The sequence below is a fragment of the Clostridium sp. M62/1 genome, assembly GCF_020736365.1.
GTDB lineage: Bacteria > Bacillota > Clostridia > Lachnospirales > Lachnospiraceae > Otoolea > Otoolea saccharolyticum_A.
In genome coordinates this window covers 2,209,437-2,225,500 of record NZ_CP085988.1, presented here as the reverse complement: position 1 = coordinate 2,225,500, position 16,064 = coordinate 2,209,437, and the positions used below count along the sequence as shown (strand labels likewise).

13 protein-coding genes are annotated in these 16,064 nt (G+C 51.8%); 1 reads left to right on the top strand and 12 read right to left on the bottom strand.

All coding sequences use genetic code 11. The features are described 5' to 3' along the window. Window positions 1-19 precede the first annotated feature (19 nt). The 11 genes from LK436_RS10395 to LK436_RS10345 all read right to left on the bottom strand — a co-directional run bounded on the left by LK436_RS10395 (window position 20) and on the right by LK436_RS10345 (window position 13,498). Window positions 20-1,627 carry an MBL fold metallo-hydrolase RNA specificity domain-containing protein gene (locus LK436_RS10395; protein WP_008398143.1) on the bottom strand — a complete coding sequence of 536 codons (1,608 nt, stop codon included), beginning with the start codon at window positions 1,625-1,627 and terminating at the stop codon, window positions 20-22. Between the two features lie 200 nt (window positions 1,628-1,827). Further along, window positions 1,828-3,303, bottom strand: a complete 1,476-nt coding sequence (gene spoIVA / locus LK436_RS10390) for a stage IV sporulation protein A (RefSeq protein ID WP_008398141.1) — start codon at window positions 3,301-3,303, stop codon at window positions 1,828-1,830. A gap of 324 nt (window positions 3,304-3,627) precedes the next feature. Further along, entirely contained in the window at window positions 3,628-4,338 is a 711-nt protein-coding gene (locus tag LK436_RS10385) for an ABC transporter ATP-binding protein (protein WP_008398139.1), read from the bottom strand. A gap of 108 nt (window positions 4,339-4,446) precedes the next feature. Continuing rightward, complete coding sequence (locus LK436_RS10380; RefSeq protein ID WP_008398138.1) at window positions 4,447-5,205, bottom strand: ABC transporter ATP-binding protein; 759 nt, start codon at window positions 5,203-5,205, stop codon at window positions 4,447-4,449. Window positions 5,206-5,207: 2 nt separating this feature from the next. Beyond that, window positions 5,208-6,308: a branched-chain amino acid ABC transporter permease gene (locus LK436_RS10375; protein WP_021966575.1), complete on the bottom strand. Its 1,101-nt coding sequence runs from the start codon at window positions 6,306-6,308 to the stop codon at window positions 5,208-5,210. 9 nt (window positions 6,309-6,317) lie between these two features. Beyond that, a complete protein-coding gene (locus LK436_RS10370) occupies window positions 6,318-7,199 on the bottom strand; it encodes a branched-chain amino acid ABC transporter permease (protein WP_044931459.1) in 882 nt (293 codons plus the stop codon). Between the two features lie 237 nt (window positions 7,200-7,436). Further along, window positions 7,437-8,636, bottom strand: coding sequence for an ABC transporter substrate-binding protein (locus LK436_RS10365; protein WP_008398134.1), 1,200 nt, complete (start codon window positions 8,634-8,636; stop codon window positions 7,437-7,439). Window positions 8,637-8,920: 284 nt separating this feature from the next. Beyond that, window positions 8,921-9,928 (bottom strand): NAD(P)H-dependent glycerol-3-phosphate dehydrogenase, encoded by a 1,008-nt coding sequence (locus LK436_RS10360; protein ID WP_008398133.1) that lies wholly within the window; start codon window positions 9,926-9,928, stop codon window positions 8,921-8,923. 48 nt (window positions 9,929-9,976) lie between these two features. Further along, window positions 9,977-10,636, bottom strand: a complete 660-nt coding sequence (gene plsY, locus LK436_RS10355) for a glycerol-3-phosphate 1-O-acyltransferase PlsY (protein ID WP_008398132.1) — start codon at window positions 10,634-10,636, stop codon at window positions 9,977-9,979. Between the two features lie 3 nt (window positions 10,637-10,639). Then, window positions 10,640-11,974, bottom strand: coding sequence for a ribosome biogenesis GTPase Der (gene der / locus LK436_RS10350; RefSeq protein ID WP_044931375.1), 1,335 nt, complete (start codon window positions 11,972-11,974; stop codon window positions 10,640-10,642). 126 nt (window positions 11,975-12,100) lie between these two features. Continuing rightward, entirely contained in the window at window positions 12,101-13,498 is a 1,398-nt protein-coding gene (locus LK436_RS10345; RefSeq protein WP_008398130.1) for a radical SAM protein, read from the bottom strand. A 294-nt stretch (window positions 13,499-13,792) separates the two neighbouring features. Between LK436_RS10345 and LK436_RS10340 the strand changes: the two genes are divergently transcribed. Continuing rightward, window positions 13,793-14,980, top strand: a complete 1,188-nt coding sequence (locus LK436_RS10340) for a ribose-phosphate pyrophosphokinase (RefSeq protein ID WP_015574216.1) — start codon at window positions 13,793-13,795, stop codon at window positions 14,978-14,980. A gap of 121 nt (window positions 14,981-15,101) precedes the next feature. On the opposite strand, the gene LK436_RS10335 is transcribed toward LK436_RS10340, so the two are convergent. Next, window positions 15,102-16,049 carry an LD-carboxypeptidase gene (locus LK436_RS10335; protein WP_008398126.1) on the bottom strand — a complete coding sequence of 316 codons (948 nt, stop codon included), beginning with the start codon at window positions 16,047-16,049 and terminating at the stop codon, window positions 15,102-15,104. Between the last annotated feature and the right edge of the window lie 15 nt (window positions 16,050-16,064).

Below are 16,064 nucleotides of genomic sequence, written 5' to 3'. Positions count from 1 at the left end.
CCGTTTCTTTTTTGGAAGGCTAGCGATCCCACTTGTCGCAGAGGGAATTGATCTGATCTGCAAATTTTGCCAGATCCTTATTTGCCCCGCCCTCATTGTCCATGACAACACGGCGGAGGCGATCCACAGCAGCCAGAAGTCTTCCGAATACACCGGCCGCTCTCTTGGATGTCTCTCTCTCCTCCTCCCTGCGGATCGGAACACCCTCTGTGATTGTCTCAAATTTTCCTTCAGCCAGATTATAGACCGTTCCGCTGAACGGGGCGAAGGCATTGAGCCCGTACTCTTTTTCCAGCTTCTCGGCAAAGTGAGTGCAGACCTCATCATCGCCGTGAACCACAAATACCTGTTTCGGCTTCTCCATAAAACTGTTGATAAATGTAAGAAGGCCTTTCTGATCCGCGTGCCCGCTGATACCCTCAATCTTCTCAATATGGGCCTCCACGTCAATGGTTTCGCCGAACAGTTTAACCTCCTTTTTCCCTTCAATAATGCTGCGCCCCAGAGTTCCCACTGCCTGGTAGCCGGCAAACAGGATCGTACATTCCGGCCTCCAGAGGTTGTGCTTCAGATGGTGGCGGATTCGCCCGGCATCGCACATGCCGGCAGCAGAGATGATAACCTTGGGCTTATCGTCAAAGTTGATGGCGATGGACTCCTGGCTGCTGACAGACAGCTTAAGACCCTTAAAAGCAATGGGATTGATCCCCTTTTTCACAAGAGCTTTTGTCTCCTCATTGTAGCAGTCCAGCATATTTTTCTTGAACACCTGGGTAGCTTCCACAGCCAGAGGGCTGTCCACGTACACGTCAAAATCGCCGTGTCCTGTCACCAGTCCCTCCTCCTTGATCCTCCTGATATAGTAGAGCACCTCCTGGGTACGCCCCACAGCGAAGGCAGGGATTACCACATTTCCTCCCCGGTCCAGAGTCTCCTGAATCACCCTGGCAAATTCCTCGATATGCTCAGCCGAATGGCGGTGGAGCCTGTCCCCGTAGGTGCTCTCCATCACCACATAATCTGCCTGGGCAATGTATTGAGGATTGCGGATCAGAGGCTTGTTCATATTTCCGATGTCGCCGGAAAATACAATCTTTTTGGAGCATCCGTCTTCCGTCAGCCACACCTCAATAAATGCAGAGCCCAGCAGGTGGCCTGCATCCGTAAACCGGATCTCCACCCCCTCCGAAAGTCTTATAATCTCATTGTACTCGCAGGGCACAAAGTGCTTCAGAACTCCCTCTGCATCATTCATCGTGTAGAGAGGCGGCTCCTGAGGACGGCCGGCCCTCTTTGCCTTCCTGTTCTTCCACTCTGCCTCTGACTCCTGGATATGGGCGCAGTCCTTCAGCATAATATTGCACAGATCGCAGGTAGCACGAGAAGCCATAATCTGGCCCGAGAAACCTCTCGCAAAGATAAACGGCAGCATTCCCACATGGTCAATGTGGGAATGCGTTACAAGCACGTAATCAATATCCGCATAGCTGACTGGCAGTTCCTGATTCTGGTACTTGTTGGAGCCCTGCTCCATTCCGCAGTCAATGAGAATATTCAGCCCGCAGGCCTCCAGATAATGGCAGCTCCCTGTAACTTCATGATCGGCTCCGATAAATGTCAGTCTCATATAACCCTCTCCTGTCTTTCTGCCCGCTGCGTTTTGCCAGTACCGCCCCCCTCTGGCCGCATACCGCCTTCATTCTGGGCCTTTTCTGCGAAAAATCCAGACAAAAGCCGCCTGTTTTCCTCTTTTACTCAGATGCAATACGTCTGTTTGTCCGTCTTTTTTCACATTATCCTGTGTTTTCCTAGATATTATAACTTATTTCAGATAATTATGCAAATCATTCCTCCGTTGCTGTCATTAATTATTTTCTGCAGCGTGTCCTGAAGCTTCATCTGGCAATCCTCGGTCATCTGGGATATCTTAGCCTGAATGCCGTCACTCACGATCTGCTCCACGCTTTTTCCGAAAATATTTGTGTTCCAGAGACCGTCCTCGCTTTCTTTAGCGTTGGCCTTGATATAGTCGATCAGATCCGCCGCCTGCTTTTCACTTCCCACAATGGGAGCAATCTCCGTCTCTATATGAGCCTTGATCAGATTGAGAGACGGGGCCTGGGCTTTCATTTTTACACCGTACTTATTTCCATGGCGGATAATCTGTGGCTCATCAAGCACAATCTCAGAGCGATCCGGCGTCACCACCCCGTATCCCTTCAGCCGCGCCTGGCTCAGTGCGTCCCCTACCTTCTCGTACTCTCTCTCCATGGCGGCCAGGCGCTTTAAGGTCTGCATCAGTCTGTACTCGCCGTCAATGGGCACCCCCACATAGTCGCTTAAAATCTGGTAATAGCACCCGTCATCCACATCGATCTCCACGGAAACACTTCCGTCCGCCATCTTCATACCGGTCACCTTCATGCGCCTGATGGACTCGTCAGGGGCAGTCAGCAGCTCTCCCTGCACATCTTTCATATGGCTGGTCTTTTTAAGAATCTCCTTTACCGCCTGGATGACGTGAGCCTTCAGCCAGTGATCCTGAGGCAGAATTTCCAGCCATTTGGGGATGGAAAAGTCGAGCTCCGACACTGGAAACTCTGTGAGAACCTCCTCCATAATTCTGCGAATGTCCTCTTTTTTCAGCTGTTCGCAGTTGACCGGCATAACCTGCACTCCGTATTTTTTCTCAAGCTCCGAGGCCAGCTGCTTTGTCTCATCTGAGTAGGGGCGCATGGAATTGAGCAGAATCAGGAAGGGCTTATTTAAGTTTTTCAGCTCCTTTACAGTCTTTTCCTCCGCCGCTGTATAGTTCTGCCTTTTTATCTCTCCGAAGGAGCCGTCGGTTGTGATAACAAGTCCGATAGTGGAGTGATCGGTAATGACTTTTCTGGTTCCCAGCTCTGCTGCCTGGGTAAAGGGAATCTCATAATCAAACCAGGGCGTCTTCACCAGACGCTCCGCGTCGTTTTCAATGTGTCCTGCTGCCCCCTCCACCATAAATCCTACACAGTCAATCAGTCTGACTTTGGCGTCAATCCCTTCTCCCAGCGGAATCTGTACCGCCTCCTTGGGAATAAACTTGGGTTCTGTGGTCATAATGGTTTTTCCCGCCGCACTCTGGGGCAGCTCATCCCTGGTGCGTTCTCTCACATGCTCATCCTCCATGCCAGGGAGAACCATCTGCTCCATAAAGCGCTTGATAAACGTGGATTTTCCCGTGCGCACGGGCCCCACCACGCCTATGTAGATTTCTCCGCCCGTGCGGGCCTTAATATCGCTGTATACATTAAAACTGTCCATATTATTACCCCCTTGCTGTGCTGGTACAGTATATGCACCAGGAGGGCGTCATAGACATGACGTTTCAAAGCCCCGTTTCATGCTCCGCCTTTTTCCTGGTTTACCATCGCCCCGGGGCGGTTTCTTTTTTCTGAATATTTTGATGTAGCTGCTTCAAATTTCGGCGCCATACAAAGGCTGGACAGAAAAAACCGCCGCACAGCCATATCTCCTGCTGCCCGGCGGTTTTCAGTATTTTGATTTTTGCTTTCTTTGTTAAACCGCGGACATCCCGTCCCCGGCAGCATCCCTTACAGCCATCTTTTCCAGCACGGATTTTGTCCGCTATTCGCTCAGATACGCCTTCTTCACCTGATCGTTATTCATCAGCTCTTTTGCATCTCCTCTGAGAACGATCTTTCCCGTTTCCAGCACATATGCCTTATTGGCAATGGAGAGAGCTTTCTTTGCGTTCTGCTCCACCAGAAGAACCGTTGTCCCCTCTTTGCTGATTTCCTGGATAATCTCGAAAATCTCATTTACATACAGGGGAGAAAGTCCCATGGAGGGCTCATCCATGACAAGCAGCCTGGGGTGAGACATGAGGGCGCGCCCCATGGCCAGCATCTGCTGCTCACCGCCGGAGAGCGTTCCCGCAAGCTGATTCTTCCTCTCTTCAAGCCTCGGAAAGCGCTGATAGATCCTTTTAATGGTCTCCTCGCTTTCCTGCCTGTTATTTCTCGTAAATGCTCCCATTTTCAGGTTCTGCAGCACTGTCAGCTGGGCAAACACCCGCCGTCCCTCCGGCACATGGGCGATTCCCATGGATACCAGCTTATAGCCCGGTACCTTTGTGATTTCCTTTCCCTCGAATACAATGCTTCCTGATTTCACCGGGATCAGTCCCGTAAGGGCGTGAAGCGTCGTCGTCTTTCCGGCGCCGTTGGCTCCGATCAGGGCGATGACGTCCCCCTCCTCCACCTCAAAGGAGATTCCCTTAAGGGCCTGGATTACGCCGTAATAGACACTTAAATCCTTTACTTCCAGCATTGCCATGACTCTGACCTCCTAATATCTCAAACTTAATCCTATTCTCTTCCAAAGCAGCAAAATCCCTGCTGCAAGCTGAGAGCTTCCCTTCCGCGAAGGCGTCTGCCCTTTGCGCTATTCGCCCAGGTAGGCTTTGATAACCTCAGGGTTATTTAACACCTCTCCCGTCGGCCCTTCTGTAAGCACATGGCCGAAATTCAGCACTGTCAGGCGCTCGCAGATCCCTGATACAAGCTTCATATCATGCTCAATCAGGAGAATCGTCATGTCAAAATTGTCACGGACAAACTGGATGGTATCCATCAGTTCCTTTGTCTCATTGGGGTTCATGCCTGCCGCAGGTTCATCGAGAAGAAGGAGCTTCGGCTCTGTGGCCAGAGCTCTGGCAATCTCCAGCTTTCTCTGCTTTCCATAGGGAAGATTTGAGGCCTTGACTGCGAACTCACCGTCCAGCCCGAATACCTTTAACAGTTCCAGAGCCTGCTCATCCATCTCGCGCTCCACCCTCCTGTACTTGGGAAGGCGGAAAATGCCTGTCAAAGTCCCATATGGGTGGTGGTTGTGAAGCCCGACCTTTACATTGTCAAGCACGCTCAGCTCCTTGAAGAGACGGATGTTCTGAAAAGTTCTGGCAATCCCTGCTCGGTTGATCTCAATATTCTTCTTCCCGGCGATATTCGCCCCATCTAACAGAATGATACCGCCGTCCGGCTTGTACACTCCCGTCAGCAGGTTGAACACGGTTGTCTTTCCAGCTCCGTTTGGGCCGATGAGGCCGTAGAGCTGTCCCTTCTCGATGGTGATGTTAAAGTCATCCACCGCCTTCAGTCCACCGAAGGAGATACTCAAATTTTTCACTTCCAGCATTGCCATAATTACGCCTCCTTCGCCTGCTCTTTTTTCTTCCTGCCCCGGATTGATTCGATGATGCGGCTTCTTATCTCAATCGCTTTCGGACTGGAATTCAAAAGCATCATGACAATCAGGACAATCGCGTAAATCAGCATTCTGTAGCTGCTGAGACCTCTCAGAAGCTCCGGCAGCAGCGTCAGAATCACAGCAGCGATAATGGAGCCGCGGATATTTCCGATTCCGCCAAGCACCACGAACACAAGAATCATAATGGACATGTTGTAGCCGAAGGCCTTTGGCGTGGCAGCCAGAGTAGCCAGGTTATGAGCATAGAGCACTCCTGCCACTCCCGCCAGAGCCGCAGATACGGAGAAAGCCAGAAGCTTATACTTTGTAATATTGATTCCCACAGATTCCGCTGCTATCCTGTTGTCGCGAATCGCCATGATGGCGCGGCCGGTCCGTGAATGAATCAGGTTCTGAACAATGAAGAGCGTGAGCAGCACGAGGATGATTCCGATTGTAAAGGTAGCCGCCTTCGGGGTGCCCGAAATTCCCTGGGCTCCCTTTATGATTACCTCGCCTCCCTCCTCCAGATTCAGGGAAGCTGCATCCTTCAGAGAAAAATGGATTCCCCTGCTGTCGATTCCTACAAACAGAGCGTTGATCAGGTTTTTGATAATCTCTCCGAAGGCAAGGGTGACAATGGCAAGGTAGTCTCCCTTTAAGCGGAGAACCGGAATTCCTATCAGAATGCCGAATACAGCCGCCACAGCCGCCCCGATGACAATGGCAACGATAAACAGGCCGAGAATTGCCATATCATCGTTCTTGGCAATGCCAAATGTCTTCATCATGGCGTTTGTGAAGAAGGCTCCGGAAAAGGCACCCACGCACATAAATCCCGCGTGTCCAAGGCTCAGCTCGCCCAGAATTCCCACCGTCAGGTTCAGGGAAACTGCCAGGATTACATAAGTGCAAAGCGGCACAAGAATTCCCTTTAAGAGGCTTGTCATCCCTCCTGTTGCCGTCAGAATCTGCACCAGAATGAAACAGGCGAGAACAATGCCGTATGTGACGGCATTCTGAACCAGCGTTTTTTTTCTGTATGTTTTGATATTCATGGCCTGCACCTACACTTTCTCACTGATTTTTTTGCCCAGAATTCCCGTCGGACGTACCAAAAGGACGATAATCAGCACGGAGAATACAATGGCATCTGAGAGCTGGGAGGAAATATACGCCTTCGCCAGATTCTCAATCACTCCTAAAAGCACTCCTCCGATCAGAGCGCCCGGTATGGAGCCGATGCCGCCGAATACTGCTGCCACAAAGGCCTTGATACCCGGCATGGAACCGGTGTAGGGAGTCAGGGACGGATAGGCGGAACAGAGCAGTACGCCTGCAATAGCCGCCAGGGCAGAACCGATGGCGAAGGTGACAGCGATCGTTCCGTTTACATTAATACCCATCAGAGTGGCCGCCCCTCTGTCTTCCGATACAGCCAGCATAGCCTGACCGATCTTCGTCTTGTTGATAAAAAGCATCAGGCCGATCATAATGATAATACAGGCAGCAATGGTGACAATGGTGACGCCGGAAATGGAGAGGGCTCCTCCGGCCAGCTTTAACGGCGGCACATTCACAACAGAGGTAAACTGGCGGGCGTTGGAGCCGAAAATTAAGAGCGCCACATTCTGAAGCAGGTAGCTGACGCCGATAGCTGTAATCAGAACTGCCAGCGGAGAGGCCCCGCGCAGAGGCCTGTAAGCCACCCTCTCTACTGTCACACCGAGAACAGTGCAGACTACCACAGCTGCCAGGACTCCCAGAAGCGGGGAGCCGCCCATGGTGCTGACCACCGTAAAGGTTGTAAAGCCGCCCACCATGATGATATCGCCGTGGGCAAAATTCAGCATCTTCGCTATACCGTAAACCATGGTATAGCCCAGGGCGATGATGGCGTAAACACTGCCCAGGCTGATGCCGTTAATCAGATAGGAGAGAAAATTAATCATCTTCCTGCACCTCTTTTTCTTCTATATTTTGTCTGGAGATATACGTGTGAAACGTTTTCTTCGGTTCCATCCCGACTGACATCCCGATGGAACTGCTCGTCAGATGCATGCTCATGCAGGCATGGCATGCGCTTTCCTCGCTATTATACCACAAAACAGGGCTGCCGCATTTTCTGCTGCAGCAGCCCTCTGTTTTATGCGGTCTTTCCGGTGAGCCAAGCCTCTCCGGTTTGATTAGTCCATCATCTCATAAACACCGTTTACAATCTTAGCGGCCTTTGGAGCCTTATCCGGCTCTCCGGCTGCATTCCATGTCATTCCCTCTCCGGTCAGTCCGTCCACCGTGATCTCTGTCATAGCGGTCTTCATAGCCTCACACATATCGGAGATATCCATATCCGGTGTGAGTCCTGCCTTCTCAGCGGCAGCCTTGATTGCGTATACGCTGTCATATGCGCCTGCACCGAACTGAAGAGGCTCAATTCCGTATGCCTCCTCGTAGGCTTTAACGAAATCCTGGCTTCCCTCCTCATCCACGGTGAATGGTGTTAAAAGCATTAAGCCTTCTGCCAAAGCCGGATCAAAATTTTCTACGCTTAAGATTCCATCCATTCCGTCACATCCGAAGAACTGCGGATGGAAGTCCTTGTCATCAGCCTGCTTTAAAATAGTGGAGGCCTCCTGGTAGTAGATCGGAAGGAATACCAGCTCTGCGCCTGCCTCCTTGGCCTTGTCAAGCTGTACGGAAAAGTCCGTGTTGCTGTCTGCGGTAAAGGCCTCGCTGGCCACAATCTCAAGTCCCTTTTCCTCAGCCGTTGTCACGAAGGATTCGCGGATTCCGTCAGAGTACTCGCTGGAGCTGTCGTAGATAATGGCAATCTTTGTGGCGAGGCCATGCTCTGCAATATACTCGGCAGATTTCTTTCCCTGATCCGGGTCAGAGAAGCATACGCGGAATACATTGTCATTCTCCACACACTGAACGGCTGAACCGGACGGAGTGAGCTGGAACATATTATCCACTGCGGACTCTGCTCCTACCGCAATACACGGTTTGGAAGTTACAGTTCCGACCAGCATCTGAATTCCCTTATCCTTTAATGTATTATAGGCATTTACTGCCTTCTCGGCGTCGTTCTCATCATCTTCGAAGTAATACTCTACCTGATATCCATTGATACCGCCTGCCTCATTGATCTCATTGACAGCCAGCTCGATTCCGTTTTTGACAGATTCTCCGTAGGCAGCTGCAGAACCTGTCAGCGGCCCAATGCCGCCGAGGACGAATACTTCTCCCGCCGCTCCCTTTTCCTCTGTCTTGGCCTCCTCTGCACCGGTGCTGTCGGAGCTTCCCGCACTTCCAGAGCCTCCGCATCCTGCCAGTGACAGCGCCATCATGGCTGCCAGTCCTAAACTGAGTAATCTTTTTTTCATACTATCTCCTCCAGACCTTTCATTAACAATTCGCTAATGTTTTTTGATTGACGCCATTATAATTTTCCCTTTTTCAAAAGTCAATACAAAAATGTGATAGTTTTCACGATTTCGTCAAAAAAAGTCGTTTTTTTTGCTGTTTTCCTGAAAATTCATCACTTCAGGTTATAGCTTATATCGGAATAGATTATAATGGTGTCAAATCATCTGTCTGTCCGCAGAATAGCTACAGATGGTTTTTGGAGAAAAACAAACGCGGTCAGAGACCGCGTTAAATTTATCTGCTAATCCCAGGGCAGCAGGCTGTTTTCAATCCGCTTGTCCCTGAGCATCAGATCCCCCACTGCTGCCTTTGCCGCTTTTCCCTCAAACAGCACCTGGTTCACCTGTTCCACAATGGGCATATCCTCGCCGTACTTTTCTGCCAGCGCTCTGGCAGCTCTGGCAGAGTACACGCCCTCCACCACCATCTGCACCTCTTTCATGGCTTCCTCCATGGTATATCCCTTTCCAATCAGGATGCCTGCCCGGCGGTTGCGGCTGTGCATACTGGCGCAGGTAACAATCAGATCTCCGATTCCGGAAAGGCCGAAAAAGGTCTGCTCCCTTCCGCCCATCCGCACTCCCAAGCGTGTGATCTCCGCGATTCCCCTGGTTATCAGCGCTGCCTTGGTGTTGTCGCCGTATCCGAGACCGTCGGCAATGCCCGCGGCCAGGGCGATTACATTCTTTAAGGCAGCTCCTATCTCGATGCCCAGGATATCCGGGCTTGTGTAAACGCGAAAGACAGGGCTCATGAAGACGGACTGGAGATACTCCGCCGTTTCTCTCCGGTGGGCGCCTACCACACAGGTCGTCGGAAGTCCCCGGCTTACCTCCTCCGCATGGCTGGGACCGGATAAAATCGCCACCTCGGCCTCCGGGAGTTCCTCCTCAATCACCTGGGAAAGAGTCATCAGGGTAGCGTCCTCAATACCTTTGGCCACGTCCACCACAATCTGCCCCTTTCTCAGAAAAAGCCGCATTCTGGCCGCTGTCTGGCGCACAAACACAGAGGGCACTGCCATGATCAGCACATCCTTCCCTCCCATACCCTGCTCTAAATCAGCAGTCAGAGAAATTTCCTGTGGTATGACAGTCTCCGGGAGGTTTTTGTGGCGGCGCGTCCGCCCCATCTCCTCGATCTCCTCCGGAAGAGCTGACCAGATCTCCACCTGGTGCCCATTGTTATGTAACAGTACGGCCAGCGCAGTTCCCCACGTTCCGGCCCCGATCACGCCGATTGATGTCATTCTTTCTTCCCCTTCCTTTCGGCTGCTGCGCCTGTTTTCTTCTGTCTCTTACTGCTGTCCGGCCTGTTTTTTTGAGGCCCCCAGCTTATTCTCCGTGCCTGTCAGAAGGCGTTTGATATTTGCCCTGTGGCGCCAGATGGCCATCACCATGAGGATGCCTCCCAGAACGCAGAACTCTGGAAAACAGCCTTCCGCCACCCGGTAGCTTCCCTGGCTTCCAAAAATCACAAGCTCTGCAAAAAAGATAACCGCCACCAGAATGGAGCCCAGGGACACATATCTTGTGATGCCCACCGTCACCCCGAACACAACCAGGCAGGTGAGCATAATGCGAAAATCCATAAAGGTGAGAATTCCCGCCATGCAGGCAATTCCCTTGCCGCCTCTGAATTTCAGATAAAACGGGAAATTGTGTCCGAGCGTCACCCCAAGGCCTGCATACAGAGCCCAGAGGGAACTGTTTACGGCCCCGTCTCCGCGGCCGAACAGCAGCTGGGCCAGAGCCATGGCAAACACTGCCTTGAAAAAATCCCCGAAAAATACGATCGCTCCTGCTTTTTTCCCCATGACACGAAGCACATTGGTGGAGCCTGCGTTTCCGCTTCCATACTGGCGGATGTCAAGCCCCTTAGACCTTCCGTACAGGTACCCCGACTGGATCAGCCCGAAGGCATACCCAATTCCCAAACAGACAAGCCGTTCCATCATCTCCTACTGCTCCTTTCCCTTCCTCTCGCGGATAATAAATTTAAGAGCCGTTCCGCGGAAGCCGAAGGCATCCCTTATGCGGTTCTCAAGATATCTGGTGTATGAAAAATGCATCAGCTCCTTGTCATTCACAAACACGACGAAGGTCGGCGGCTTTACAGCCACCTGGGTCATGTAGTAGAGCTTCAGCCTCTTTCCCTTGTCGGACGGCGGCTGCTGGAGAGCCACTGCCTCTGTCATAATCTCATTGAGAACACCTGTCTGGATTCTCATGGTCTGGTTCTCCCTCACCATGTCGATCAGGTCATAGAGCTTATTTAATCTCTGTCCCGTCTGTGCGGAGACAAACACATACTCCGCATAGGGCACAAAGGAGAGAATCGTCTTGATTTTATTCGTATACTCATAGATGGTCTTGTCATTTTTTTCAATGGCATCCCACTTGTTTACCACAATGATAATGCCCTTCCCCCGGTCGTGGGCAATTCCCGCAATCTTTGCATCCTGCTCCGTCACACCCTCCGTGGCGTCAATGACCACCAGAACCACATCGGCCCTCTCCACCGCCGTCACCGTGCGGATGATGCTGTAGCGCTCCAGCTCCTCCTTGATCTTATTCTTCCTTCTGAGTCCTGCGGTGTCGATAAACACATACTCTGTGCCGTTGTGGACAATCTCCGTGTCCACGGCGTCCCGGGTGGTTCCGGCGATGTTTGACACAATAACCCGGTTTTCTCCCAGCAGCTTATTGACGATGGATGACTTGCCCACATTGGGTTTTCCCACGATGGCAATTCTCGGCCTGTCGTCATCCTCCTCTTCCCCCGTGTCCTCCGGGAAATGAGCCACCACGGCGTCAAGAAGTTCTCCGAGCCCAAGTCTGGATGCTGCGGAGATCGGAATCGGATCTCCGATTCCTAGGTTATAAAATTCGTACACGTCATTTCCGAATTTTGCAAAGCTGTCCACCTTGTTGACAGCCAGGATCACCGGCTTTCTGGATTTTCTCAGCATGTCCGCCACCTTGGAATCTGAATCCGTGAGCCCCTGGCGCACATCTACGATAAAGATAATCACATCGGCTGTGGCGATGGCAATCTCCGCCTGCTCTCTCATCTGTGCCAGGATAATATCCCTGGAATCCGGCTCAATTCCTCCTGTATCGATCAGCGTAAACGCCTTGTCAAGCCAGGTGCAGTCCGCATAGATGCGATCCCTGGTCACGCCCGGCGTATCCTTTACAATGGAAATCATCTCGCCGGCCAGGACGTTAAACAAGGTGGATTTTCCCACATTCGGACATCCTACCACGGCTACGACTGGTTTCTTCCTGCTCATATTCATTCCTCCATCAAGGGTTCTGCTCCCGCTTAACGCCTTTTTCGCCCGGCAGAAAGCAGTCCCGTACTCTCTGTTCCCTCGGCAGTCTCCTGCCGCCTGTCCTCTTCATGGAGCGTTCCGTCCCTACATCCCTTCCAGCGAGTCCAGCTCATAAGGCCCGTGAGCAGGCAGGTTCTGTTCCTCCCCGGCCGGGGCAAGGACAGCATTTACGAAATCGCGCCCGCTTGATTTTACAATATTCACCGGTACTTGTAAAGCGTTTTGTACATCCTCCCTGGTGAGATCATCCAAGAATACCTCCTCGCCGCTTCTGAACATGGCTTCCGGCAGGAGCAGGCGGCTTCCAAGCGCCTTTCCCTTCAGCTGGGCGATGAGATCCCGGGCTGTGATAAGCCCTGCCACCGTAATAAGCTCTCCGAAAAAGTCGTTCCTGATTCCGTAGACATGGACCTTCTTTCCCTTAAATCTGGCCGTTATCTGCTCTGTGTATTCCTTAATATATGGATAGGGCAGAAGTCCTGTGGCAATGGAAATCTCCTCCTCTTTATTGAGCTGGCGCCATTCTTCTGTCCCCTCCTCAGGGAGAGAGGAAAGGGCTTCCCTTACCTCCTCCGTCATCAGGCGGATCATGCCCACGCCGTTTTCCAGCTGAATATAACCGTCATACCGCTCTGCCTCCGGAAGCGGTCTGCCTGCCTGCATGTAGAACTCGTCGCTGGCGTGGATAAAGTGGATTCCGTGCTCCTCATAAATCTTCCTCTGCCAGCTCTCGATCAGATCGATGGCCTGCCCGCACTCCTCCGGCGTAAAGGGCTCCAGCGGATAAAGTCCCTCCCGGTACCGGGAAAGTCCCACCGGCACCACAGACACGCTCTGCATGTAGGGAATATATCTGGTCAGCTCCCGGATGGAAAAATCCAGCTCTCTGCCGTCATTGACCCCCTTGCAGAGCACGATCTGTCCGTTCATGGGGATGCCGGCCTCATAGAGCCGGTCTATCTTTTTCAGTGCCTCCCCTGCAAACCGGTTGTTGAGCATCCGGCAGCGAAGCTTGGGATTCATGGTCTGCACGGAGATATTGATGGGAGCCAGATGGAACCGGATAATCCTCTCGAAATCCTTGTCCTTCATATTCGTCAGTGTAATGTAATTTCCCTGCAGAAAGGAAAGCCTGGAGTCATCATCTTTAAAATACAGGGTCTCCCTCATCCCGGGCGGCATCTGGTCAATGAAGCAGAAAATACATTTATTGTGGCAGGAGCGGTACTCGCTCATCAGGCCGTTTTCAAAGTTCAGCCCCAGATCCTCGTAGTTATTCTCAATATCAAGCTCCCACTCCTCGCCGTTTTTCTTCCTCACCACCATGGTGATGCACTCGCTGTTTATCATGTATTCATAGTCAAAAATATCCTCAATCTCCTCGCCGTCGATGGTGAGAACGCTGTCTCCCGCCTCCAGTTCCAGCTCCTCGGCGATGGAACCCGGATCGACGGATTTGATCAAATGGCCTTTTTTCTTCATTCCTCTGTATCTGCCCTTCTGATTTTTATAAAATTCATTCTTCAGGATTTTCAGAAAGCGGCAGGTTTTCCGTGCAAACCTGCATCCGTAAAGTCCTGCTGCCGCATCACTTTCTTTATCATATCAATATTGTCTGGGTTTGTAAAGAACCGGCTTGGGCGCCGGGCAGCCTTTTCCTTGTCTTTTTCAGGGAAATTCTTCGTTTCCTATTGACGATTTGTGTCTAAAAATGGTATAAACATGGTGCAAAGATTGCTGACAGGACAACCTGTCTGATAAATGGAGGAATTTTTTATGTCGAATGACTATGTATTTAAGGACCGGCTTCCGGTAGCACCTTTAAAAATCGCTGCTCTGGAGAGCTGCCGTGATCTGGCTGCAAAGGTCAATGACCACATTATCAATTTCCGCCGCAATGATGCCGAGGAGCTGAAAAAAAGGCAGGAAAATCTGCAGTTTCGCGGCTATGATGCAGATTCCTATCTGTTAAGCTGCTCCTGTCCCCGCTTCGGAAGCGGAGAGGCAAAGGGCGCTGTCCATGAATCTGTGCGCGGAACAGACATCTATGCCATGGTGGATGTGACCAACTACAGCCTGACTTACAATATCAGCGGCTTTACCAACCATATGTCCCCGGATGATCACTTCCAGGATCTGAAGCGAATCATCGGCGCCACTGCTTCCACTGCCCACCGCGTCAACGTGGTTATGCCATTTTTATATGAGGGCAGACAGCACAAGAGAACCTCCCGGGAGTCCTTAGACTGTGCTATGATGCTGGAGGAGCTTGTAAACATGGGCGTTGAGAATTTTATCACCTTCGATGCCCACGATCCGAGAGTGCAGAACGCCATCCCGCTCAACGGCTTCGACAATTTCATGCCCACCTACCAGTTTGTGAAGGCAATCTTCAAACACGACAAGACTCTTAAGATTGACAAGGAGCACCTGATGGTCATCAGCCCTGATGAGGGCGCCATGAACCGTGCAGTTTACCTGGCAAACAACCTGGGAGTTGATATGGGTATGTTCTATAAGCGCCGCGACTACTCCAAGATCGTAAACGGAAGAAACCCGATTGTGGCCCACGAATTCCTCGGCTCCTCCGTGGAGGGAAAGACGGTTCTGATCATTGACGATATGATCTCCTCCGGCGAGAGCATGCTCGACACAGCCAAGGCTTTAAAGGACAGAAAGGCAGCCCGCGTGCTCATCTGCTGCACCTTCGGTCTTTTCACCAACGGCCTTGAGAAGTTTGACGATTTCTACAACAAGGAATACATTGACTGCGTTATCACAACCAACTTAAACTACAGAACACCGGAGCTCTTAAAGAGGGAGTGGTATGTAGAGGCTGATATGAGCAAGTTTATCGCAGCTATTATCAATTCCTTAAATCACAATGCTTCCCTTGAGAATGCCCTGACTTCTACAGAGAAGATTCAGAACCTGATCAGAAGATACAACGAGGCAAACAGATAGGGAAACGCCATTTATCAGGCATTGCTTTATACCGGACAGGGGGATGACGAATCATCCCCCTGTCCGTATTTTTGTGCTCTTTTGCAGATTTTATATCTGAGTCTTACTGTCTTTTCCGCTCTCAGCCATTCTCAGCCGTTCTAATCAGTCCCCCTATCAGGGCACACCTGGCGTCTGCCCCGTGGCCGATCTCTCTGGTGACTGCCACAGGCAGCTGCCCCGCAAAGGGAAGAACCAGCCTCTCTGCGGCCTGGGGGCCTTCCTCCCGCTCCAGTTCTGAAAAGGTTCCTAAAAGGATTCCCCTGATTTTTTCAAAGGCTCCCATCTGAGAGAGCTGTGCCACACAGGCCGTGATCCGGTCTGCCCTCCCGCTGTTGGCCTCCAGGATCAGAATCTTCCCTTCCAGATCTGGAAAATAGGGGGTGCCTGAAAGTTTCAGAAAGCATCGGATATTTCCCCCCACAGCAGTCCCCTCCAGGGCGCTTCCCTGCACAAAGCGGCAGGACAGCTCCCACAGGGAGCGGGGCTTCCGGGTCAGGATCGTTTCCTGAAAGCTTTCCCGGGTACTCCCTGCATTTTCCGGCCGCAGGGAAGACACAAGGGCCTCCAGCTGTCCTCTTCCCTCCGGCCGTAGAACGTTTCTTAACTGGTAGAGGCCGCACCTGCGTCCCGTTTTGGTATAGACAGCGTTGAGTACACAGGTCAGATCGCTGTATCCAAACAGGAGCTTATCCTCTTTAGCTCTCTTAATTGCCCCGTAGTCGATCCAGGGCAGGATCTCATTTGCATAGTCTCCGCCGGACAGGTCGAAGACAGCTCTGATGGACGGGTCGCAGTACAGGTCCGTCAGCTCCCCGGCTCTCTCCCTGGCTGTGCCCGCGGCGCCTCCCTTCCGGCCGGCAAACAGGAACTTTCCGCAGACCGGCTCTGCCCCTGCGCCCTTTAGGACAGAGAGAAGCTCCTGAAAAGCAGGCTTAAAGCTCTCCGAAAGGCCGTTGGAGCAGCACACCAGGCCGATTTTTACTGGTTTTCCAGCTTCTCTCTCTTCCTTCTTTTCCATCTTTTCCATCAAATTTACTTTCCC

Coding starts and splice junctions, on each gene's coding strand:
- LK436_RS10395 (WP_008398143.1), bottom strand. CDS start 1,627: ATGAGACTGACATTTATCGGAGCCGATCATGAAGTTACAGGGAGCTGC.
- spoIVA (WP_008398141.1), bottom strand. CDS start 3,303: ATGGACAGTTTTAATGTATACAGCGATATTAAGGCCCGCACGGGCGGA.
- LK436_RS10385 (WP_008398139.1), bottom strand. CDS start 4,338: ATGGCAATGCTGGAAGTAAAGGATTTAAGTGTCTATTACGGCGTAATC.
- LK436_RS10380 (WP_008398138.1), bottom strand. CDS start 5,205: ATGGCAATGCTGGAAGTGAAAAATTTGAGTATCTCCTTCGGTGGACTG.
- LK436_RS10375 (WP_021966575.1), bottom strand. CDS start 6,308: ATGAATATCAAAACATACAGAAAAAAAACGCTGGTTCAGAATGCCGTC.
- LK436_RS10365 (WP_008398134.1), bottom strand. CDS start 8,636: ATGAAAAAAAGATTACTCAGTTTAGGACTGGCAGCCATGATGGCGCTG.
- LK436_RS10360 (WP_008398133.1), bottom strand. CDS start 9,928: ATGACATCAATCGGCGTGATCGGGGCCGGAACGTGGGGAACTGCGCTG.
- plsY (WP_008398132.1), bottom strand. CDS start 10,636: ATGATGGAACGGCTTGTCTGTTTGGGAATTGGGTATGCCTTCGGGCTG.
- der (WP_044931375.1), bottom strand. CDS start 11,974: ATGAGCAGGAAGAAACCAGTCGTAGCCGTGGTAGGATGTCCGAATGTG.
- LK436_RS10345 (WP_008398130.1), bottom strand. CDS start 13,498: ATGAAGAAAAAAGGCCATTTGATCAAATCCGTCGATCCGGGTTCCATC.
- LK436_RS10340 (WP_015574216.1), top strand. CDS start 13,793: ATGTCGAATGACTATGTATTTAAGGACCGGCTTCCGGTAGCACCTTTA.
- LK436_RS10335 (WP_008398126.1), bottom strand. CDS start 16,049: ATGGAAAAGATGGAAAAGAAGGAAGAGAGAGAAGCTGGAAAACCAGTA.